At 58.4% G+C, this 20870-nt stretch carries 21 protein-coding genes; 8 read left to right on the top strand and 13 right to left on the bottom strand.

Annotation, left to right across the window (positions count from 1 at the left end; translation table 11 throughout):
* Positions 1–23: 23 nt before the first annotated feature.
* Positions 24–1106, top strand: coding sequence for an RluA family pseudouridine synthase (locus D0N36_RS05350; RefSeq protein WP_242478811.1), 1083 nt, complete (start codon positions 24–26; stop codon positions 1104–1106).
* Between the two features lie 93 nt (positions 1107–1199).
* Here D0N36_RS05350 and D0N36_RS05345 read toward each other — a convergent pair whose 3' ends face one another.
* The 9 genes from D0N36_RS05345 to mazG all read right to left on the bottom strand — a co-directional run bounded on the left by D0N36_RS05345 (position 1200) and on the right by mazG (position 9405).
* A complete protein-coding gene (locus D0N36_RS05345; RefSeq protein WP_116940381.1) occupies positions 1200–2819 on the bottom strand; it encodes a tetratricopeptide repeat protein in 1620 nt (539 codons plus the stop codon).
* 34 nt (positions 2820–2853) lie between these two features.
* Entirely contained in the window at positions 2854–3810 is a 957-nt protein-coding gene (locus D0N36_RS05340; RefSeq protein ID WP_116940380.1) for a PstS family phosphate ABC transporter substrate-binding protein, read from the bottom strand.
* Positions 3800–4171: a hypothetical protein gene (locus tag D0N36_RS05335; RefSeq protein ID WP_207190719.1), complete on the bottom strand. Its 372-nt coding sequence runs from the start codon at positions 4169–4171 to the stop codon at positions 3800–3802. Before D0N36_RS05335 ends, D0N36_RS05340 begins: the two co-directional genes overlap by 11 nt.
* Positions 4172–4245: 74 nt before the next feature.
* On the bottom strand, positions 4246–5085 hold the full coding sequence (locus D0N36_RS05330) for an energy transducer TonB (protein ID WP_116940378.1): 840 nt from the start codon (positions 5083–5085) through the stop codon (positions 4246–4248).
* Positions 5086–5336: 251 nt separating this feature from the next.
* Entirely contained in the window at positions 5337–6167 is an 831-nt protein-coding gene (locus tag D0N36_RS05325; protein WP_242478810.1) for an energy transducer TonB, read from the bottom strand.
* Positions 6164–6685: an ExbD/TolR family protein gene (locus D0N36_RS05320; protein ID WP_116940376.1), complete on the bottom strand. Its 522-nt coding sequence runs from the start codon at positions 6683–6685 to the stop codon at positions 6164–6166. Before D0N36_RS05320 ends, D0N36_RS05325 begins: the two co-directional genes overlap by 4 nt.
* A gap of 14 nt (positions 6686–6699) precedes the next feature.
* On the bottom strand, positions 6700–7326 hold the full coding sequence (locus tag D0N36_RS05315) for an ExbD/TolR family protein (RefSeq protein ID WP_116940375.1): 627 nt from the start codon (positions 7324–7326) through the stop codon (positions 6700–6702).
* 69 nt (positions 7327–7395) lie between these two features.
* On the bottom strand, positions 7396–8277 hold the full coding sequence (locus D0N36_RS05310) for a MotA/TolQ/ExbB proton channel family protein (RefSeq protein WP_116940445.1): 882 nt from the start codon (positions 8275–8277) through the stop codon (positions 7396–7398).
* A 297-nt stretch (positions 8278–8574) separates the two neighbouring features.
* The gene (gene mazG, locus D0N36_RS05305) at positions 8575–9405 is read right to left on the bottom strand and encodes a nucleoside triphosphate pyrophosphohydrolase (RefSeq protein ID WP_116940374.1); all 831 of its coding nucleotides are present in this window, start codon (positions 9403–9405) and stop codon (positions 8575–8577) included.
* A 157-nt stretch (positions 9406–9562) separates the two neighbouring features.
* Between mazG and glmM the strand changes: the two genes are divergently transcribed.
* Both glmM and D0N36_RS05295 read left to right on the top strand, forming a co-directional pair.
* Entirely contained in the window at positions 9563–10951 is a 1389-nt protein-coding gene (glmM, locus tag D0N36_RS05300) for a phosphoglucosamine mutase (RefSeq protein WP_116940373.1), read from the top strand.
* Positions 10952–11161: 210 nt separating this feature from the next.
* A complete protein-coding gene (locus D0N36_RS05295) occupies positions 11162–12310 on the top strand; it encodes a cysteine desulfurase family protein (RefSeq protein ID WP_116940444.1) in 1149 nt (382 codons plus the stop codon).
* Positions 12311–12363: 53 nt separating this feature from the next.
* Here D0N36_RS05295 and D0N36_RS05290 read toward each other — a convergent pair whose 3' ends face one another.
* Together D0N36_RS05290 and D0N36_RS05285 are read right to left on the bottom strand one after the other, a co-directional pair.
* Positions 12364–13584: a hypothetical protein gene (locus D0N36_RS05290; protein WP_116940372.1), complete on the bottom strand. Its 1221-nt coding sequence runs from the start codon at positions 13582–13584 to the stop codon at positions 12364–12366.
* Positions 13568–14563, bottom strand: a complete 996-nt coding sequence (locus D0N36_RS05285) for a DUF2157 domain-containing protein (protein WP_116940371.1) — start codon at positions 14561–14563, stop codon at positions 13568–13570. Before D0N36_RS05285 ends, D0N36_RS05290 begins: the two co-directional genes overlap by 17 nt.
* Before the next feature lie 128 nt (positions 14564–14691).
* Here D0N36_RS05285 and D0N36_RS05280 point away from each other — a divergent pair, with 128 nt between their 5' ends.
* Together D0N36_RS05280 and D0N36_RS05275 are read left to right on the top strand one after the other, a co-directional pair.
* Positions 14692–15357 carry a hypothetical protein gene (locus D0N36_RS05280; protein WP_116940370.1) on the top strand — a complete coding sequence of 222 codons (666 nt, stop codon included), beginning with the start codon at positions 14692–14694 and terminating at the stop codon, positions 15355–15357.
* A gap of 45 nt (positions 15358–15402) precedes the next feature.
* Entirely contained in the window at positions 15403–15891 is a 489-nt protein-coding gene (locus D0N36_RS05275) for a PRC-barrel domain-containing protein (RefSeq protein WP_116940369.1), read from the top strand.
* Between the two features lie 144 nt (positions 15892–16035).
* Here D0N36_RS05275 and hemH read toward each other — a convergent pair whose 3' ends face one another.
* Positions 16036–17073, bottom strand: coding sequence for a ferrochelatase (gene hemH, locus D0N36_RS05270; RefSeq protein WP_116940368.1), 1038 nt, complete (start codon positions 17071–17073; stop codon positions 16036–16038).
* 208 nt (positions 17074–17281) lie between these two features.
* Here hemH and era point away from each other — a divergent pair, with 208 nt between their 5' ends.
* From era to D0N36_RS05255, 3 genes are all read left to right on the top strand, one after another.
* The gene (gene era, locus D0N36_RS05265; protein ID WP_116940367.1) at positions 17282–18181 is read left to right on the top strand and encodes a GTPase Era; all 900 of its coding nucleotides are present in this window, start codon (positions 17282–17284) and stop codon (positions 18179–18181) included.
* Positions 18182–18355: 174 nt separating this feature from the next.
* Positions 18356–19678, top strand: coding sequence for a ribosome biogenesis GTPase Der (gene der, locus D0N36_RS05260; RefSeq protein ID WP_116940366.1), 1323 nt, complete (start codon positions 18356–18358; stop codon positions 19676–19678).
* Positions 19679–19850: 172 nt separating this feature from the next.
* Positions 19851–20102 (top strand): hypothetical protein, encoded by a 252-nt coding sequence (locus tag D0N36_RS05255; protein WP_116940365.1) that lies wholly within the window; start codon positions 19851–19853, stop codon positions 20100–20102.
* Positions 20103–20178: 76 nt separating this feature from the next.
* On the opposite strand, the gene D0N36_RS05250 is transcribed toward D0N36_RS05255, so the two are convergent.
* Positions 20179–20745 (bottom strand): hypothetical protein, encoded by a 567-nt coding sequence (locus tag D0N36_RS05250; RefSeq protein ID WP_116940364.1) that lies wholly within the window; start codon positions 20743–20745, stop codon positions 20179–20181.
* Between the last annotated feature and the right edge of the window lie 125 nt (positions 20746–20870).

Below are 20870 nucleotides of genomic sequence, written 5' to 3'. Positions count from 1 at the left end.
AACAAGAACTCCCTGCGCCCCACATGCACCTGACTACCCCCGATGAACTCCCTGCCGGAGAGCAGGACGACGATGAGGGCGACGATAGCGAAGGAGGAGACGAACTGTACGAGCATCACCGCATCCAGGCTAACCGCAAGCAGGAGCTACTGCGGCTGGATAAGTTTCTGCTCCAGCGTATCCCCAAAACCTCGCGTACCCGCATTCAAAACGCTATTCTGGCCGGAGCTGTGCAGGTCAATAGCCAGGCGGTGAAGTCTAACTACCGCGTCAAGCCCCTCGATATTATCACGGTGACGCTGCCGGAGCCACCCCGCGAATTCAAGGTAATGCCGGAGCCCATGGACCTTGATATCCGGTATGAAGACCCGGAGCTGCTGCTAGTGAATAAGCCGGCCGGACTGGTAGTGCACCCGGCATTTGGCCACTGGCAGGGCACGCTGGTAAATGGGCTGGCGCATCACTTGGCCAACCTGCCTACCGGCCGCAACGGCGAAGTGCGCCCCGGCCTTGTGCACCGCATCGATAAGGATACGTCGGGGTTACTGGTTATCGGCAAGTCGGAGTACGCCATGACCTACCTGTCGAACCAGTTTTTCCACCATACCATCGAGCGTACCTACCTGGCGCTGGTGTGGGGCGTGCCTGCCGAGGCGCAGGGTACCATCAGCACCAATATCGGCCGCAGCATTAAGGACCGGAAGGTGCAGGCCGTATTTCCATTCGAAGGGGAGTATGGCCGCACGGCGGTTACGCACTACAAAGTACTGCAAGCCTACGGGCAGGTGGCGCTGGTGCAGTGCAACCTCGAAACCGGGCGTACTCACCAGATCCGGGTGCATCTGAAGCACATTGGCCACCCGTTGTTTGGCGACGCTACGTATGGCGGCGACCGGGTGGTGTACGGACAGCGTACGGGTGCCTACAAGGCATTTGCTGAGAAAGCCCTTGCCCTGCTCCCCCGGCAGGCCCTGCACGCCAAATCCTTGGGCTTCGAGCATCCCATCAGCCGCGAGTTTATGCAATTCGAAGCCGAACTGCCGGCCGATTTTGCTGCCGTGCTGGAAATGTGGCAGGAGTATGCCGGCGCACCGACCGCCGACTAACTGATCTTCCCGTAAGTCATAAAAAAAAAGCCCGCTACCGAAGTAGCGGGCTTTTTCTTGTTTTCAGGCCTGCAAACAGGATGCTGAAATACCTTACTTCCGGCGAACTGGAGCCTTGGCAGGTTTGGTGATGGCATCTACTGCCGTCTTAGCCTGCTCGTCGGCAGGATTCAGCGTCAGGGCCTGCTGCCAGTAGGGCAGCGAAGCATTCTTGTCGCCCTTCTGGTAATAGTAGTAGCCCAGGTACTTGTTGGCTTCTACAAGGCCCGACTTGTAGCTTTCGGGCTTGTCAGAAGCAGTTGCCATCTTAATGTACTCCTCATAATAAGGCTTAGCTAAGCCCTTCTTCGAGTCTGGATCGAGGTTGGCATTAGCGCGGGCGCGCATCTGGTACCCGGGCACGTACTCGGGGCGCTCCTTCAACAAAGCACCGTAGAGGCTGTCGGCGGGCATATACTGCTCGTTTAGCTCGTAAGCCCGGGCGAGGTATACTTTATCAGTCAGCTCACCACCACCACTCTCCTGCATCATCTGCCGATAGGTTGAGATGGCCTTAGGGTAGTCCTTGGCCGCGAGGTAGGCCTTGGCCAGTTCCTTGCGTAGCTCTGCTGCCTTCTTAGGATCAGCCTTGATGGCGGCATCAACCAGCGCAGCGCCCTCGGCCGTTTTGCCGCTCTTGATCAGCATCTTGCCGTAGTACACATTGTCTTCGGCAATCAGCTTGTCCTGCGCCTTGGCTACAGTCATATACTGCTGCATAGCGGTCATCGCCTCATCGTTCTTGCCCATCTCGTACAACGAGTAGGCCTTGATGCGGTTCATGGCGAGGTTGTTGGGGTCGGTGGCCAGCACCTTGTCAATTTCCACCATGGCCTCGGGATACTTCTCGGTCAGGTACAGGAAGGCCGCGTTCTTAGCCGTGGTTTCGGTCGAATTCTCGGCCAGGGCGGTGTACTTCTGGAACTGAGCCAACGCGTCGTCGTAGCGGCCGGCGAAGTAATAGGTTTCGGCCAGGGCGTTATAGGCCGGAGCGTAGTTCGCGTCGAGGCTGATAGCCTTCTCGAAGTTCTCCTTGGCCCGGTTGTAGTCGCGGGAGCGTAGTGCCAGCTGACCACGACGAACGTATGCCTGCACGTTGTTTGGCTCGCCGGTGTTGGCTCGCTCGTAGCTGTTCATGGCCTCGCCACCACCCGTTTCGGTTTTCTGATACAGGTCGCCGCGGGCAATCATGAGGGCCGCATCGTCTTTGCCGGTCTTGGCAGCGAATTTCTCGCCTTCTTTCACGTACTCCAGCGCCTTGCTGACATCCTTGGTGCCCGATTCGGCGTACGCCTGGGCAATCATGGTGAATACGCTCAAGTCTTTGCCCTTCGAGACCTTTACGGCTTCATCGAACTTGGCCTGCGCCTCGGCGGCGTTGCCTTTGGCCAGCGCGGCACTGCCGGCGGCTATCATAGTCATCGGTGCCTTTTTGTCGTAGCTGACACGGCTGAAGTAATAGGCAGCCGAATCGGGCATTTCGCGCATCTGATATAGACGGCCCAACTGGAACGCAGTTTCGTTGGACTGGCTCTGCCGAAGAAGCGTAGACCGGGCTTCGTTGTAGCGTTCCATTTGCAACGCCTTTTCCACGGCCGTGTTCTGGGCCAGGGCGGCAGTGCCGGAAACAGATAAAGCAGCGAGGAGCGTAAGCTTCCAGGGCTTAATGTTCATAAGAGAAAGGTTTGGTGTGGGGTAAGGAAAAAAATCAGTTCGATTTCACGTCAATGATACGAACTTGGCCGGTGGCGGGCATCAAACCGGACTTAAGCATGATGAGCTGGCCCTTGTTGCCTGCCACAAACGATGCAAAACCGGTGCCAAGACCGGCCCGGGCCTCGCGGCTGATAATATACAGCTCGCGCCGAAGCGGATACGTTTTTTGGGCCAGATACGCCTGGTAAGGCTGCACGTAGTCGTCGGGGGTATTGTTGCTGGCTTTGGCACTGATGCCCGCTACGCGCACGCGTCCAAGTAACTTTTGAACCCCCTTGTCGTCGCGGTCCGAAATCCAGTTTACGCCAATTACGCCAATGGCATTCGGATGACTTGCAACGTAATCCAGCAGGGCCGGGTTCGACTCGGAGGCAAAAATACCCTTAGCCAGTGCCGTGCCGCGCGTGATGGAATCCTGCACGAAGCGGGCGGTGCTGGAGTTATTATTGTCGAAAACGGCCGTAATCTCGCCCTTTTTGTTGCCGGGGCTAAGCTGGTTCCACTGCGTAAGCTGGCCCGTAAAAATACCGCGCAACTGAGCCGTCGTCAGCAGTGAATCGGGGTTGCTGGGGTGCAGGATAATGGCGACTCCATCAACTCCGATACGGATGGCGCGGGGCACTATTTGAATACTTTTGAAGCGGGCTTGCTCTGCTTCGGTCAGTTGGCGAGATACTACGGCCAGCCGCACGCTGTCGTCCAGGAAAGCCTGCATCACGTCGCGCTCGGGCTGGTAAATAGCCTGTATACGGGCGCCCGGGTACAGCTTCTGGAAGGTATCGACCTCCGACTTGATGATGGGGGCAAACGTCTCATCCACCCCAATGCTGATAGTACCGCTGGTTGGCGTGTCGATAGCGGCCGACGACTTGTTGCCCTCGTTGCAGCCTGCCAGGCCCAGGGCCCCGAGCAAACCAGCCGTCAGGCCCGTGAGAATGCTATGCTTCATGCCGGTTCTTTTTGAAGTACTGTTGGTAGGTGCGAACAAATCTAATGATTCCGTAAAATACGAAGACACCGGCCAGCAATTGGCGGGCGGTTTCGTCGAGCCGGAGCATACCGGCTGGCACCAGCCACAAGCTTATGCCCAGAGCCATGTACAGTACGGCCATAAACAGGGTAAAGTAGCGTATCAGGCCGGGCGACTGGCTGGGGCGGTCCAGGCGTTCGTGGGTGTGCGGCAGGTTGGACATATTAATCAAGTGAGGCAAAGCAAGAAGATCCGGATAGAGAGCAAACGTAAAAATAGAAGCTTTTTGTTCGGCTGCCTGTTGCCGTTGTACCCCGGTAGGCAGAAACGTCGCACCCAACCGGTTATTTTACCAGTTGGGTGCCGACGGCGAAAAAGGCAGTGTTACTGGCTGGTATCAGCCGGTTGCCAGAGTTATTGGTAAGTAAACGTAATGGGCAGGTTGTAGCGCACCGGAACTGCCCGGTTGTTCTGGTAGCCTGGTTTCCAGGCGGGCATCTGCCGGATAACCCGGCTGGCTTCCTCATCGGTGCCATATCCTAAACCCTTAAGCACTTCCACATCGGTAATGGAGCCGTCGGTGTTCACGGTGAAAGCAATATACACCCGGCCGCCAACGCCCGCCTTTAGGGCCGGGGTGGGGTAGTGCAGGTTGCGCTGCAGATACTTGGCCAGCGCTGCCTGGCCGCCGGCAAACTCGGGCATCACCTCCACCGAAACAAAGGGCTTGGTAACGGCCGGAGCCGCCGAGTTAGCAGCTGAGTCGTTGCCCGGCGCGCCGGGGCCGGCCTTATCAGCAAAGCCACCAGTACCGTCACGGTTGATGTTGCCCAGCGCCACCGGCCCGTTTATGTCAGGGGCGGCTACATCGGGCTGTTGGGGCTTCTGTATCTGCGGGTCGTCAACTACTGTCGGGGGCAGGTTTTCGCTGAGTTCAGTACGGAGCGTAATGGTGGCTTGCGAGGCAGCTGGTGGCGTTACTACCGGCGGCTGCTCGATAGTAGGTGGTGGCAGAATATCGATTACCAGACCGGCTGGCACAATGGGCGGCACCACGACCACCGCCGGCCAGAGGTAGCTGACACCAATAGGCAAGGCAATAAGCAGGGCCGCCAGGGCCACGGCCAGTGCTACAGCCCGGAAGAGGTGGCGGCCATAGAGCTGGCGTAGCGCGTAGGCACCATAGGCTTTGTTGCGCCCCTCAAACACCATGTCGTCGAGGGAGGGTAGCGAAATAGGAGCGTTGGTCGTCATGGCGTATAAGGGTTAAGTGAACAAAACGCGTTAAACTTCCCAAGCCACACCTACCATCCACTACCTCCCATGCGCTGGCTTTCAGGTAGTAAACGCCTCCTGCTCGCCTGGTAGTATGCACGCCTACTATATTTTTCGGAACAGATGTTTACCGGCCTGGTCGGGTATAGCCGCGAAAGCAAAAACCCCGAACCAGACGGGTGTCCGGTTCGGGGTTTGAAAAGTTGCTTACCGCAAGCGGTCAGCCAGATTTACTTGATCGAGAAGGTAATCGGTACGGTGTAGTAAACCGATACTGCCCGGCCGTTCTGCCTGCCTGGCGTAAAGCGCGGCAGGCTTTTTACAACCCGCGTAGCCTCTTCGTCGCAACCGGCTCCAATGCCTTTCTGCACCTCTACGTTCGAAACAGACCCATCAGGACCTACTACGAACTTAACGAATACGCGGCCTTCTACCTGATTGCGCAGGGCCATAGCCGGGTACTTGGTGTTCTTGCCAATGTATGCCAGTAGCGCTTCCTGTCCGCCAGGGAATACCGGCATCTGCTCTACGTAAGTGTACGGCTTGGTTTCAACTACCGTCTCCACTGCCTTGGTGCCCTCACCGGGCTCCAGCCCTTTCAGGTCGGCAGGGTTATCGGTGTTGCCCTTTATCGTTACAGCGGCCACCGTTTTCTCCTTGAGCTCTTCCTGGTCCGGAATTTCTTCCTTGCGCACCTCCTCGTCCTTTTTCACGACGGGCGGGGTGAACTTGATGGTGGAGAGCTTGGGTGGTGGTGGTGGTGGCGCCTCCGGTGGCGGGGGCGGTGGGGGTGGCGGGACGTTCTTATCCAGCGGGGGCGCTTCCATCAGCTCGTTCACCTTGAGCATCTTGTCCTCCACTACCACTTCGTCCTTCTTCAGCATCCGCGCTACAAGCGGGAAAGCAATCAGAAGAGCCACAATGGCCACGGAAATCAGGACGGCCCGGGTTACGTGCTTGCCGTACACCCGCCGGATTATGTAAGCCCCGTAGGCCTTATTGCGCCCCTCGAAGACGATATCGTCGAGGGAGGCATTGGCCAACTGCGTGTTGTCCATCATAATCCAGAAGATTTAATCAGTTCGGTATCAGCCTTCGAAATGTCCACCAACGCGTACTTTTTCTGGTCGGTGATGTTCATTTCGTCGAGGATATCGACCATGTTTTTGTAGTTCGAGTCGTCGGCCGGCTTAATCAACACCACTAGGTTGGGGTTGGTATGGCGAGAGAGCAATTCTTTCCGGATGCCATCGGCTCCGTAGCTCGATTCCTTCAACTCTGGCTTAACGTCGCCGCTAAGTAGGCCGTCGTAGTAGTAAATCTTATTATCGGAGCTGAGCAGGACGGTAAAGGCATTGGACGCCTTAATCTCCGACTGCTCCTCAGGGTTCTTGGGCTTCACCGGCATGTTGATTTCCATGACGGTGGGCTTGCTGAACGTGGTCGTCAGCATGAAGAAGGTCAGCAGCAAAAAGGCCAGGTCAACCATCGGGGTCATGTCGATTTTGGTCGACATTTTCTTCGCCCGCTTCTTGCCGCCTTTTCCGCCGCCGCCGCCACTTTGTGGGATTTCTGCCATAGTTTCTGTGCGGATTATTTACCGGCCACCGGTTTGGTTTCGAGGTCGGTAATGAGATTGAACCGGTTAATGTTCTTCTCCTGCATCAGTTTGATGACTTTCTTCACTGTCGGCACATCAGCCTGCCCGTCGCCCTTAATGGCGATATAGGGAGCCGTGTTGAACTGCTTCTGGCTAAGCGAGCGGGCAGCAATTACCCATTCAATCAGCTGGTTGTTCAGCGAGTCGGCCGGAATACCGTCCTGGGTAACCTCTTTCCGCTGCTCAGGGTCGAGGCTCAGCAAAGCAGGAAGCTTTTCGATAGGCGTGCCAAAGCTGGCGCCGGCCCCACGGAAAGCCTTTGTCTGAGCGGGTGTGAAGCTGATGCCATACTTGGCTCCCATCTGCTTAAGCAACTCATCTTTAATTTCGTCGTCGCCGACGCCAAAGAAGATGCGCTTGTCCTTGTCAATGGCTACGGTGAGCACGTGCGACTCGGGCAGACGAATTTCGGAAGTAGAGGAAGGCGTGTCCACCACCACGGCCTCTTCCGGGGCAAACTTGGTGGTGAGCATGAAGAAAGTCACCAGCAGGAAGGCCAAGTCCACCATCGGCGTCATATCGAGCGACGGGGAGGTTCTATGAGGCTTTACTTTAGGCATTGCTGGAGGAATTAAACGCGTGATTCAGAAACGAACAACTCACGGTTTTAGTGCACAAAGGCGCTAAAACTAAACGGTGGTTGTAGTAACCGGAGCCGCGTGGTCGGTAGCGCCGTGCTGGGCCGAGAAGGTCTGAATGATGCTGAAACCAGCCTCGTCGATGCTGTAAGTCAGCTCGTCAATTTTGCTGGTGAAGAAGTTGTAGGCTACGATAGCCAGGGCCGAACCAGTAATACCGAGGGCCGTGTTGATGAGGGCTTCCGAGATACCGTTGGCAAGTCCTACTGCGTCGGGAGCACCACCCTGGGCCAGTGCCGAGAAGGCCTTGATCATACCCAGTACTGTACCAATCAGACCTACCAGCGTGGCGATAGAAGCCAGGGTCGAGATGATAACGAGGTTTTTCTCCAGCATAGGCAACTCCAGGGCCGTCGATTCCTCGATTTCCTTCTGGATAGCCAGTACTTTCTGGTCTTTCTCCAGGTAACGGTCACGCGACATCTCCTGGTACTTCACCAGGCCGGCGCGTACTACGTTGGCTACCGAGCCTTTCTGCTGGTCGCAGGCAGCAATGGCACCGGTGATGTCGTTTACATTCAGCTTCTGGCGGATGGTACGCACGAACGACTCAATGCTCTTCGAACCTTTAGCACGGCTTAGCGTCAGAGCCCGCTCAATCGAGAAGATAATTACCAGCAGGAACATGGTCAGCAACACTGGTACTACCGGGCCACCTTTGTACACTACACCAAAGTAGTCGCCTGGAATCGGGTTGTTGGCGTTATCGCCGCCCTGGAAGTGGCTACCGTTACCAAATATGAAAACGTAGACTACAACGCTTACGATGAACGCCGCGATGATGGCAATGATGGCAAATGCGGACGAACCACTGCCTCGGGAGTCGCCTTTTGGCGTAGCGGCAGCGGCAGGCCGGGCCGCGGGCTTATTCATAGCATTCTTTTGTTCCATTGGTCCGGAGAATTAGGGGTTGTTGGTGAAAGGTTGAGGTGCTGTTGAAAAATGGTAAAAAAAGTGGGTGGACTGCCTGCTGCCCTGCCCATTTAGTTACGTTACGATTACTGCCCGTTCAGAAAGAAACAGACAACGACTTTGGCGGCGAAATGGATGAGAAAGCGAGGTTAGCCTTGGCAAACCTACTTAAAAAAGCTGACTGCTACCAAAAGAAAATCGGGTTTAAACGCGCTAAACCGACATAATCCGCAAAAAAAAGCAGTTTGTCCTAAAAAATTAGACGCTTTGCCGGCCTGTCAACCGCTTCGCTTCCTCCCAATACACGTCCATCTGCGCCAGTGTTAGGTCGGCCAATTGATGGCCTTCGCGTGCCGATTGCGTTTCAAGATACTGAAAACGCTGAATGAATTTTCGGTTGGTACGTTCCAGCGCTTCCTCAGGGTTGATGCCGGCGTGGCGGGCGAAATTAATGAGCGAGAACAGCAGGTCGCCGAACTCGGCGGCGGCCCGTTCGCTGCGGGCAGCATCGGCGGGGGCAGTATCGTCGGCAAACTCTGCCCCGAATTCGGCCAGCTCTTCCTGCACTTTCTGCCACACTTGCTCAGGTTGCTCCCAGTCGAACCCCGCACCGCGGGCCTTTTCCTGGATGCGCATGGCTTTGATAAGGGCAGGCAGAGAAGCAGGTACGCCGCCCAGCACCGAAGTGTTGCCTTTCTCGCGCAACTTCAGCTGTTCCCAGTTTCGTTTTACCTCTTCCTCGGTTTCGGCCTGCACATCGCCGTAGATGTGGGGGTGGCGGAAGATGAGCTTTTCGCACTGGGCATTGAGCACGTCGGCAATATCGAAGGCGCCCTGCTCGCTGGCAATTTTAGAGTAGAACAGCAAGTGCAGCATCACGTCGCCGAGCTCCTTTTTCAGATCGGGTAAATCGTTGCGAACGATGGCGTCGCTGAGCTCATACGTTTCCTCAATAGTGAGGTGGCGCAGGCTTTTGAGGGTTTGTTTCCGGTCCCAGGGACACTCGGCGCGCAGGCGGTCGAGCACGTCGAGCAGGCGGCCAAAAGCGGCCAACTGTTCAGTTCGGTGGTCGGGGGTGGGGTTTTGCATCAGGCCAAATATACAAACGAGCGGGCTTGGGCCGGCTGTGGCGGAAGCAAGTCCGTCCGGTAAGGCCACCACTTACGTAGGGAAAGCAGCGGCGTCTGGTTACTTTTGCGGCCGCTTACGGGCCATTTTGCCCCTTCTACCTTCAGCAGCACTTTCTGTGGCTCTTATCAAATCTATTTCCGGCATACGAGGCACTATCGGCGGCGCGGCTGGCGAGGGCCTCACGCCCATCGACGTTGTGAAGTACGCGGCGGCCTTTGGCACCTGGGTGCTCCAGCAGACGCAGAACAATACCATCGTTATCGGCCGCGACGCCCGTCTCTCGGGCGACATGGTAAGCCGGCTGGTAGCGGCCACGCTGCAGGGCCTGGGCATCCACGTTATTGATTTGGGCCTGAGCACGACGCCGACTGTGGAAATGGCTGTGCCCGCCAAAAAAGCTGGCGGCGGCATTATCCTCACGGCCTCGCACAACCCCAAGCAGTGGAACGCGCTGAAGCTGCTTAACGACAAAGGCGAGTTTATTTCGGAAGCTGATGGCCAGCATGTCCTGGCGCTGGGCGACTCGGAGGCCTTCGACTTTGCGCCCGTTACTAAACTGGGCACCTACGCAACCGACGACACGTTTCTGCAAACCCATATCGACGCCATTCTGGCCCTGCCGCTGGTTGACAAGGCCGCCATTCAGGCCAAAAACTTCCGGGTAGTGGTGGATGCGGTGAACTCCTGCGGGGGCTTTGCCGTGCCGATGCTGCTGGAGCAGCTGGGCGTAACGACCATCGAGAAGCTGTTCTGCGAGCCCACCGGCGACTTCGCTCACAACCCCGAGCCATTACCCGAAAACCTGCGCGACATCGCCCGGCTAATGGAAAAAGGCTCGTTTGACCTGGGTATTGTAGTGGACCCCGATGTAGACCGGCTGGCGCTGGTGAACGAGGACGGCAGCATGTTTGGCGAGGAGTACACGCTGGTAGCAGTGGCCGATTACGTGCTGGGCCAGCTGGGCGGCGGCAACACCGTGAGCAACCTGAGCAGCACCCGCGCCCTGCGCGACGTGACCGAGAAGCACGGCGGCCAGTACGCGGCTTCGGCCGTGGGCGAGGTGAACGTGGTGAACAAAATGAAGGAAACCCAGGCCGTTATCGGCGGCGAGGGCAACGGCGGCATCATCTACCCCGAGCTGCACTACGGCCGTGATTCGTTGGTGGGCATTGCGCTGTTTTTGAGTCATCTGGCTAAATTTGGATTGCCTATGACCCGACTGCGGGCCTCATATCCCAACTATTTCATCTCGAAGAACAAGATTGAGCTGACCCCCGAAATTGATACCGACCGAGTGCTGAGCCAGATGGAGCAGCGTTATGCCAACCAGCCGGTAAATACCATCGACGGCGTGAAAATCGAGTTCGACAAGGAGTGGGTGCACCTGCGCAAGTCGAACACCGAGCCGATTATCCGCATCTACGCCGAGTCGGAGTCTAACGCCACGGCCGACCATCTGGCCAATAAAATCATTAGCGACATCAAGGAGATTATCAGTCACTAACCTGCTGCCTAGCGGCGCGGCTAAAATAAAACCGGCCGCACCAACCCAATAGGGCTGGCTGCCGGCCGGTTTTTTGTGCCCGGTTGCCTGGGGTTTTGGGCCGGGCGCTGGGCCATACCTTTCGGTAGCCGCCGCGAATCCGCTATTTTTGCGGCTGACTTCGGCTGGCCGGCCTTTCTGGCTGGTTTTCATTGCCTTTATGTCTCGCCCATGAACGTGTATTTCGATAACGCCGCCACTACCCCGCTGGACCCCGAAGTGCTGGACGCCATGCTGCCGTTTCTGCAAACCCACTACGGCAACCCCAGCAGCATCCACGGCCCCGGCCGGCAGGTGCGCGCCGCCATCGAAAACGCCCGCAAAACGGTTGCGCACCTCATCAATGCCTCCCCGGCCGAAATTATCTTTACCTCGGGTGGCACCGAGGCCGACAACTACGCCGCCTTCGGAACGGTGCGCCCGCTGGGGTTGAAGCATGGCATCACTTCGAAAATGGAGCACCACGCGGTGCTGCACACCATGCAGGCGCTGGAAAAAAGCGGCGAGCTGCAGCTGAGCTACCTGCGCCACGATGCAAACGGTCGTTTCGATCTGGGCCATTTGGAGAAATTGTTGGAGGACAACCCGCGCACGTTCGTGAGTCTGATGCACGCCAACAACGAAATCGGCAACCTCAACGATTTGGCTGGCATCGGCGAAATCTGCGCCCGTCACCAGGCCGTATTCCACACCGATACGGTGCAGACGATGGGCCACTACCGGCACGATGTGCAGCAGCTGCCGGTGGATTTTCTGGTGGGCTCGGCCCACAAATTCCACGGCCCGAAAGGAGTGGGCTTTCTGTACCGCCGCGCGGGCCAGGCAGTGGACGCGCTGATTCAGGGCGGCTCTCAGGAGCGCAACCAGCGTGCCGGCACCGAAAACGTGTACGGCATCGTGGGCCTGGCCAAAGCGCTGGAAATAGCCTACCGCGACATGGCCGACCACCAGCGCCATATTCAGGGTCTTAAAGACCGGTTCATTGCGAAGCTGCGGGCCGAAATAGACGGCGTGGAGTTCAACGGAACTTCGGCCGAGGCCGGCCAGAGCCTGTACACGGTGCTAAGCGTGAGCCTACCGCCTTCTGAGTTCAACGAGATGCTGCTGTTCAACCTCGACATCAGCCGCGTGGCCGTGTCGGGCGGCTCAGCCTGCACCAGCGGGGCCAACGTTGGCTCCCACGTGCTCAGCGCCTTGGGCTGCGACCCCGCCCGCGGCACCATCCGCTTCTCGATGAGCAAATACAACACCGGGAAGGAGGTGGACTACGCCGTGGAGCAGCTGGCCAAGATGTACCGGAAAAGCGAGGTAATCAGCTAGCAAAGCGGTGCGACCTGCGACAGTTCGGCTGGCGCACGTCGCCCTCTACCAGCTCAATACTGCCCCTGTGCGCCGCCACCGCCGCTCTGGCCGCCACCAAACTGCAGGCCTGGCTCGGGAGCCTGAGGAGCGTGGGCAGTCTGGGCCACAATGAGGGCTTCGAGGTTGAGGCCGGGCCGCCCGCCAGAATCGTCGGCGGGGGCGGCGGTGAGGCCGTGGCGGGGCGTGCGCAGGTAGCGCAGGGCGGCGGCCATCAGGCCGATGAGGAAGGCACCAAGCAGGGCGCTGGCTACGGCCGGTGGCAGCACCGAATGGTAGAAGCGCAGCGTGTAGCCCGAAAACGCCAGGGCCACCAGGCCCGTGAGCAGCCATGTGCGGCGGTGCCGGCGCAGGCCATAATAGAGGTAGAACAGCGGGACAAGGGCCGTAAGCACGTAAAAGACGGGCGCAAACGGAATCTGCGTGGAAACCGGGAGCCCGCCAATGGCCGCGTTGTCCTCGCGCACGACGAGGTAGTTGCCGCCCAGGTAAAACGTAGCCAGCGCCAGCACTTCGAGCGTAATGAAGCAGGTGCGGTAGTACCAGTAGTCGGTGCGGGTGGCCAGGTAGCGCACCAGCCGATACAGCACAGCCGCCAGTGCCATTACGGCAAAGGGCAGCATCAGCCGGCCGACCCCGAACTGCAGCAGCGCATTGGCCAGCAGCAACAGCGCTACCATATAAGCCAGGGCCGCCACCAGCGCGTCGCCGAAGCGGGCGGTGGCCCACAGCAATAGGGCTAGGACCGGCAGCAGCCACAGGGCCAGGTAAGGGGACGTCAGCGCAAATAAATCGGCGCTGGGCGGGAGCAATACCAGCATGAAACAGTACAGCGCGCCGCCCGCAAAGCTCAGGCTGAGGTAGAGCAGCGCTTGGTCGGAGCCGGCGTGGTAGGTGCGCGAGGAGGTGATAATTTGCCGTAGTACCAACTGCCCGGCTACAGCGGCAAGCAGAGCAATAAGCCCGATTATGGCCGTATCGCTCGATGACAAAGTCGATTGCAATAGCTCGTAGGCAGACACGGCAATGATACCCCCCGCGGCCACGTAGCCCAGCACCGTCAGCAGAAACAGCAGAATCCGTAGGTAGATGTTGGGCCGGTAATAGTCGAGCGGGTACGCTTCGCGGATGGCCTGCAACTGGGGCAGCGGCAGCAGGCCCCGGCGGTTCCAGCGGTAGGCGGCAGCCTGCAGAGCCGAGTTGCGGGCCCAAACCGGGTTATAGGCCTTGTTCATGGGCGTCGGTGCCGGCCAGGCGTTTGAGGTGGGTGAGAAACCAGACTGCTGCTACCGTGGAGCCAATAAAGTAGTACAGGCCCAACGTAAGGACGGTATCCAGGCCCATGGCCGAGAACAACTGCGCCAGCCCGTAGGTAAGCGCCACGTAGCCGTAGGCCGCGCCCAGCAGCAGAAACAGGTGCGAGTGCGCCCGCCGGCCATACCAGAACAGCCCCGCACTCACGGCCAGAATCAGCAAAACCAGCAGCGCCAGCGGCCGCAGCACTTCGGTGAACATGGCGGCCGTAGCCGCGCCCAGCAGCAGGTTGCCGCCCAGCAGCAGGTAGGTATAGGCGAAATGGGCCTTGCGGTGGCGGATTTCGCTCAGCCAACCGGCCAGCAGCAGCAGCGCCCCCAACCCAATAGCCGCCCGGCTCACCGAACCAGTCAGGAACTCGTTTTTAAACACGGCAAGCGGCTCCACGATCAGGCCTACCCAGCCGGCCAGGGCCGTAATGGCCATCGAAAGCACGCCCCGGTGGTCGAAGCGGTAGGCCAGGTAAAAGAATAGTGCGGCCGGCAGGGCAACCGCCAGGCCGTAGCGGGTACCAAACAGCTCGTACTGGGCCTGCAGATAACCTTCAAGTACCAGAAACAGCAGGCAGCCCAGCAACAGCAGGTAGTCGGCCAGCAGGCTGGTGCCGGATACCAGGCCCCAGCTGAAGGGCTGGCGGTGGCGGGCGGCGTAGGCGAAACAGGCCGCCATCAGCAGCGCCACCACGGCCACCACCACGCCGTGCCCGATGTCGTCGAGGTGCTCGTAGATGAGCACGCCCAGCCCGCCGCTAAGTAGCGTAATGCCCAGGTACAGCAGCGTCCGAATTTCGTAGTGCAGTGAGAAGGGGCGGGCCTGCTCGTCGGTTTCGATGGCGGTGGCCTGCTCGGGCGTCAGCAGGCCCCGGTCGCGGAGTTCGGTTATAAAAAGGTCGGCGCGCATGAATCATAAGCAAGTAAAAAGCTGAATATAGCGTTCTTGCGCCGGCTCGCTGCGTCTGGCCGCCGCTTCGGCCGAATCATAATCGGGCCGGAGCGCGTAAGGCTAGCGCACGACTTACCCCTTTCCCTATGGCCGACATCAATATTCAACGCAAGAAAAACACGCCCAGCCCCTGGCTGCTGTTGCTGGTAGTGCTGGCCGTGGTGGGCCTGGGCGCCTGGTTTATGTTCAAGGCCGAAATAAACGCCACCCGCGACACGCCGCCCCCACCGCCGCCGCCGCCCGCCGAAGCGCCCCTCGTGCCCGCCGATACGCTCGTCGGTGCCGAAACCGGCCCCCGCCCCGATACCGACATAGCCAACGATATGACCTCTACGGCCCCGGTTACGCCCGATGTGCTGGCGGCTTTCGTGGCCGGCGACGCGGCCCGGCCCGGCTACGGCCGCGAGGCCCTGCGTCTGCTCACGGCGTCGCTGGTGGGCCTGGTGGACCGCGACGACCTGCGCACGCCCGAAATCCAGACCCGCCGCGACGATTTGACCAGCGCCACTGCCCGCCTCGACGAGCCTGCCGCCCGCCTGCGTCCCGGGCTGGTGGCCGCCTCCAACCTTATGCAGGCCATTCAGCAGCAGGGCTACCCCGAGCTGCAGGACGAAGCCCAGCGCCTCAACGCCCAGGCCACCGACCTGAGCGGGCAGACCGCCACGCCCGAGGACCAGCAGGCCCTGCGCAGTTATTTAGAGCGAGCCACCAAGCTGCTGCGGGCCTTCAACGTCCCACCCACGGGCCGCTAGGCTTCGTCGGTTTTCTTCTTTCTGATTTCAACGCTGCTTTCTTCTATGGATACCTCTTCCGACCCTATTCCTGCCGCCCAGGGCCTGCACCTGCGCCGCCTGCGCGACCTGACCGAGTTTGAGGTGGCCGATGACAACCCCGATGTGCGCGGCTGGGCCGTGCGCGGGGCCGATGGCCGCCAGTTCGGTCAGGTATTCGAGCTGATTGTGGACGTGGACGCGCTCAAAGTGCGCTACCTCGACCTGCAGCTCGACGACAGCCTAGGCATTAATGAGCGCGACAACCACATCCTGCTGCCAATCGGCGTGGCTGCGCTGGATGAGGAGGCCGACAACGTGTTCGTGCCCTCGCTCACCTACGAGTCGGTGGCCCAGTACCCGCCTTATGCCGAAATCCAGATAACCCGCGAGTACGAGCAGGCCATGCTTCGCGCCCTCAACCTGGGCCTGCCCGCTGCTTCCACCGAGCCCGATTTCTATAACCAGCCCGGCTACGACGCTACCACGTTCTACCACCGCCGCCGGCTGAAGTAGGAGGGAAGGAATTAACGCAGAACGTCATTCAGAGCGAAGCGAAGAATCTCGCCGGCCACAGTAATTCCTCACGTAAGGATTACCGTGGCCGGCGAGATTCTTCGCTTCGCTCTGAATGACGTTCTGCTTGTGCGAAAACCAGCCTTAATTCCGCCGGACCATGCCGGCTACGGCTTCTACCCACATGGGCTGGGAGTTGAGGCTGGGGACAAGCTGCCAGTGCTTGCCGCCGGCTTCCTCGAACAGCTCCTTGAACTCTTCGCCCACTTCAATGGTGGTTTCGAGGCAGTCGGCCACGAAGGCAGGGGAGAAGGCCAGCACGTTGTGGATGCCTTTGGCGGGATACTCCTTGATTACTTCGTCGGTGTAGGGCTGCAGCCATGGGTCGCGGAGGCGGCTCTGCAGGCGGCTCTGGAAGGTAACGGTATATTGGTCGTCGCGCAGGCCCAGGCCCTGGGCCAGCAGGCGCGAAGTGGCGTAGCACTGCGCCCGGTAACAGTAGCGGTTGTTTTTGTTGTAGCTGGCGCAGCAAGTTCCCAGCTTGCAGTAGTTATTGTGGCTGCCCTTGAGGATGTGCCGCTCCGGTATGCCGTGGTAGCTGAACACAAAGTGGTCGTAGTCATGCCCCTCCATCTCGGCGCGGCCCCGCGCCACGAGGCAGGTAATGAAGCCGGGGTCGTCAGCAAAGCTGCTGATGAAGCTAATGCTCGGTACTATCCACCAGTCTTTTACGATGTCCATTACCTTTTCCTGCACCGAGCCCGTGCTGGCCGAGGCATACTGCGGAAACAGCGGCAGCACGATAATCCGGCTCACGGCCGCGTCGCGCAATTCTAGCAAGGCACTTTCGACGCTCGGGTTCTGGTAGCGCATCCCGAAGGCCACCAAGTAGTCGGAACCCAGTTGCTCCTGCACCTTTTTCTGCAAATCGAGGCCGTGGTAGAGTAGGGGCGAGCCCCGCTCAGTCCAGAGCTGCTGGTAGATTTTAGCCGATTTGGGCGCCCGCAACGGCACTACCAGCCCCCGAAACAGCGGGTAGCGGATGGCAGCCGGCATGTCGACCACGCGGGCATCGGTCAGGAACTCGTTGAGGTAGCGGCGCACGTCGGGCGTGCGGGGCGAGTCGGGCGTGCCGAGGTTGACGAGCAGCACGCCAATGCGGCCTTGGTTGGAAGCAGACATTTTTTTGAGCTGATAGCTATTAGCGGTTAGCTGCTAGCTTTTTTAGGTAGAGCTGCCAGCACTACTGGCTAATGGCAGTTGATTGGCTATGTAACCGCAAAGTTGGTGGGTTATCCCTAATCTGACCACAAAAAAGCGAACCGCGAACCGCTAATAGCTAACGGCCTAGAAAAGAGTTACCTTTGCACCCCAAATTTCAGCTACTGAAATGAATACCGAACCAACCCCACACCGCGCTGGCTTTGTGAGCATTATCGGCAAGCCCAACGTGGGTAAGTCAACGCTCATGAATGCCCTGATGGGTGAGCGGCTGAGCATTGTAACCAGCAAAGCCCAGACCACGCGCCACCGCATTCTGGGCATCCTCAACGGCGACGACTTCCAGCTCGTGTATTCCGATACGCCGGGCATCATTCAGCCCAAATACGAGTTGCACAACGCCATGATGTCGTTTGTGTACTCCTCATTGGAAGACGCCGACGTGGTGCTGTTCGTGACCGATATTTACGAGAAGCACGATGAGGAGCCGGTAGTCGAGCGCCTGCGCAAAATGGTGGATACGCCCATTCTGTTGCTGGTGAACAAGATAGACCAGGCCGATCAGGAGGAGGTGGAGGCTAAGGTGGAATACTGGCGCGAGCACCTGCCCAATGCGGCGCGGGTACTGCCCATTTCGGCCCTCGAAAAGTTCGGCACCGGCGAACTGCTCGATCTGGTGCTGGCCTACCTGCCCGTGCACCCGCCTTACTACCCCAAAGACGAGCTGACCGACAAGCCCGAGCGGTTTTTTGCGGCCGAGATGATCCGGGAGAAAATATTCAAGCTCTACAAAAAAGAAGTGCCCTACAGCTGCGAGGTAGGCATCGAGGAGTTCAAGGAAGACGAAACCATCATCCGCATCCGCGCCGTGATTTACGTGGAGCGCAACAGCCAGAAAGGCATCATCATCGGCCAGCAGGGCGTGGCGCTTAAAAAGGTCGGCACCTGGGCCCGCGAGGAAATGGAGAAGTTCTTCCGCAAGAAAGTCTTCCTCGAAACCTACGTCAAAGTCGACGAAAACTGGCGCACCGACCCCAAAGCCCTAAACCGTTTTGGGTACAGCCAATAATCAGTGCTTAGACAGTTGTGCTTTGAGATTAGGCTGTTCTTATCAATCACAACGAGAGTGGACTAAGCTCTGAGCACCAACAACTAAGCACTAAAGATTCCGACCACTCAACAACTCACTTAACTACTCCGGGCACTGCCGAAATTGGTCGGGCCGGCGGCTGGAGTCAGACATATGAAGAACACCATTGCCATTGTCGGGCGCCCCAATGTGGGCAAATCGACCCTTTTCAACCGCCTCGTCGGGGAGCGTAAAGCCATCATGGACGACGAGAGCGGCGTAACCCGCGACCGGCATTACGGCTACGGCGACTGGATCGGTAAGTATTACACCGTGATTGACACCGGGGGCTACGTGCACAACTCCGACGACATCTTCGAGGGCGAAATCAACAAGCAGGTAAAACTGGCTATTGACGAGGCCGACGTGGTGCTGTTTATGGTAGATACCATGGCCGGCGTACACAGCCTCGATGAGGAGTTTGCCAGCGTCCTGCGCCGTTACCAGGGCAAAAAGCCCATCTACATCGTCGCCAACAAGGCCGATACCAACACGCGCATCCACTCGGCCGGCGAGTTCTACGCCTTGGGCGTGGGCGACGGCGAAATCTACCCCATTTCCTCGGCCAGCGGCTCGGGCACCGGCGATTTGCTCGATGCCGTGGTTAGCCACTTCCAGGAAGAAGGCATTGAGGAGCCCGACCTGGGCATTCCGAAAATTGCCATCGTGGGTCGCCCCAACGTGGGCAAGTCGTCGTTCGTGAACCTGCTGCTGGGCACCGACCGCAGCATCGTAACGGATATTGCCGGCACCACCCGCGACTCCATCCAGGCCCGCTACAACGCTTTCGGCAACGAGTTCATGCTGGTCGATACGGCCGGACTGCGCCGCAAAACCAAGGTGCACGAAGACGTGGAATTCTATTCGGTGCTTCGCTCGCTGCGGGCCCTGGAAGAAGCCGACGTGTGCGTGGTGATGCTCGACGCCACCCGTGGCATCGAGTCGCAGGACGTGAACATCATCGGTCTGGCCGACAAGAACCGCAAGGGCATCGTAATTCTGGTGAACAAGTGGGACCTGATCGAGAACAAGGAAACGAACACGGCCAAGGAGTTCGAGGCGAAAATCATGGAGAAGATTGCGCCCATCGCGTATCCGCCCGTTATTTTCACTTCGGTGCTCACCAAGCAGCGCGTGCACAAGGCCATCGAAACGGCCATTGAGGTGTACAGCAACAAGCGGCGTAAAATTCCGACTTCGGAGCTGAACGAGGTGATGCTGAAGGAAATCGAGAAGTACCCGCCACCCATTCAGAAGGGCAAACTGGTACGCATCAAGTACGTCACCCAGTTGCCGACGCACAACCCGGTATTCGCCTTCTTCTGCAACCTGCCGCAGTACGTGAAGGAGAGCTACTCGCGCTACCTTGAAAACCGGATGCGCGAGCATTTCGACTTCACCGGCGTGCCCATCGGTATTGTATTCCGTAAAAAATAAGCACTCCTGCCTACACGTTATCAACGGGTTAGATCATCAACTGAAAAAAGAATAGTTTTTTTTCAAACCTGCGGGTTACCTGTCGGCAGTTCGGGTATAAAGACCCAAATCAGCCAGAATTTCTGGGCTGATTTATCCAAATCGACTTTTCAAATTCCAACAACCCCCCATCATGAAAAAAGTACTGTTCCTCGCCCTGGCCGCTATTTCGTTCTCGTTCGCTTCGTGCGACAGCAAGACTGAAGATGCAGTAGAAAACTCGGCTGACAACGTAGAAGAGGCCGGCGAAATGAAGGCTGACGCTATGGAAGAGAAGGCTGACATGGTACGTGACTCGGCTGATGCTAAGTCGGACGCTATGGAGAACTCGGCTGATGCCATGGATGCTCCTGCTACGGCTCCTGCTACCGTTCCAGCTCAGTAATTACTGACGCATCCTTCACCGGATGTAAAAAGAGGCCTCCCGCTCGCGGGAGGCCTCTTTTTTTGTGCTTGTAGTATTAGCCCAGCCGGCGTTGGAGCAGGCCGTCTACCACGTCGAACAACTTGGTGGGTGGGTAAGTGCGCCAGGGCAGGTCGTCGAGCTGGCCGCCGAAGTTGAGGTAGGAGTCGATGTTGTACTGGCGCATTTCGCGGCTCACGTGCTCCTGGAAGTTCACGGCCGCAATCCAGCCGTCCTCCACATCCTCGAACCACTCCTCGTAATAATCGTCTTCCGAGCCGTGGAAGTTGAACACGTTCTCGCCGATGAGGATGAATTTGCGGATGCCCTCGTGCGTCATAAGGTCGATGATGTTGCGCTTGAGTTCCATCACGTCGTTTTCAATGGCGTCGTTCCACTCGCCGATAAACTCGATGATGGCCGCACCCAACTCGTAATCCACGAACAGAATCTTCAGAAACAGCGTCTCGGAGCCCAGGCTGTCCCACTGCGGATGGATGTAGTAGCCGTAAATGGTATTGACGTAGGAATCGAGGCTGTTTTCGGCTTCGTGGAGCGGAGAAAGCGAATCCTCGGAGGCCGAGTAGTGGTCCAGCCAAGCGTAGTGGGGTTCGATGGTATGCATGGCAGAGGAAGTCGAAAGAAAGGCAGGCCGCGCCCATGTAAGACCACGACTGCCGGTTCCTGCTAACTCCAAAAAAAGCCCGCTGGTTTCCTACCCCTCCTGATTCGTGGGTGCTACCAGCTACG

It is taken from the genome of Hymenobacter lapidiphilus, assembly GCF_003417065.2.
Lineage (GTDB): Bacteria > Bacteroidota > Bacteroidia > Cytophagales > Hymenobacteraceae > Hymenobacter.
This window is presented reverse-complemented; position numbering and strand designations above follow the sequence as displayed.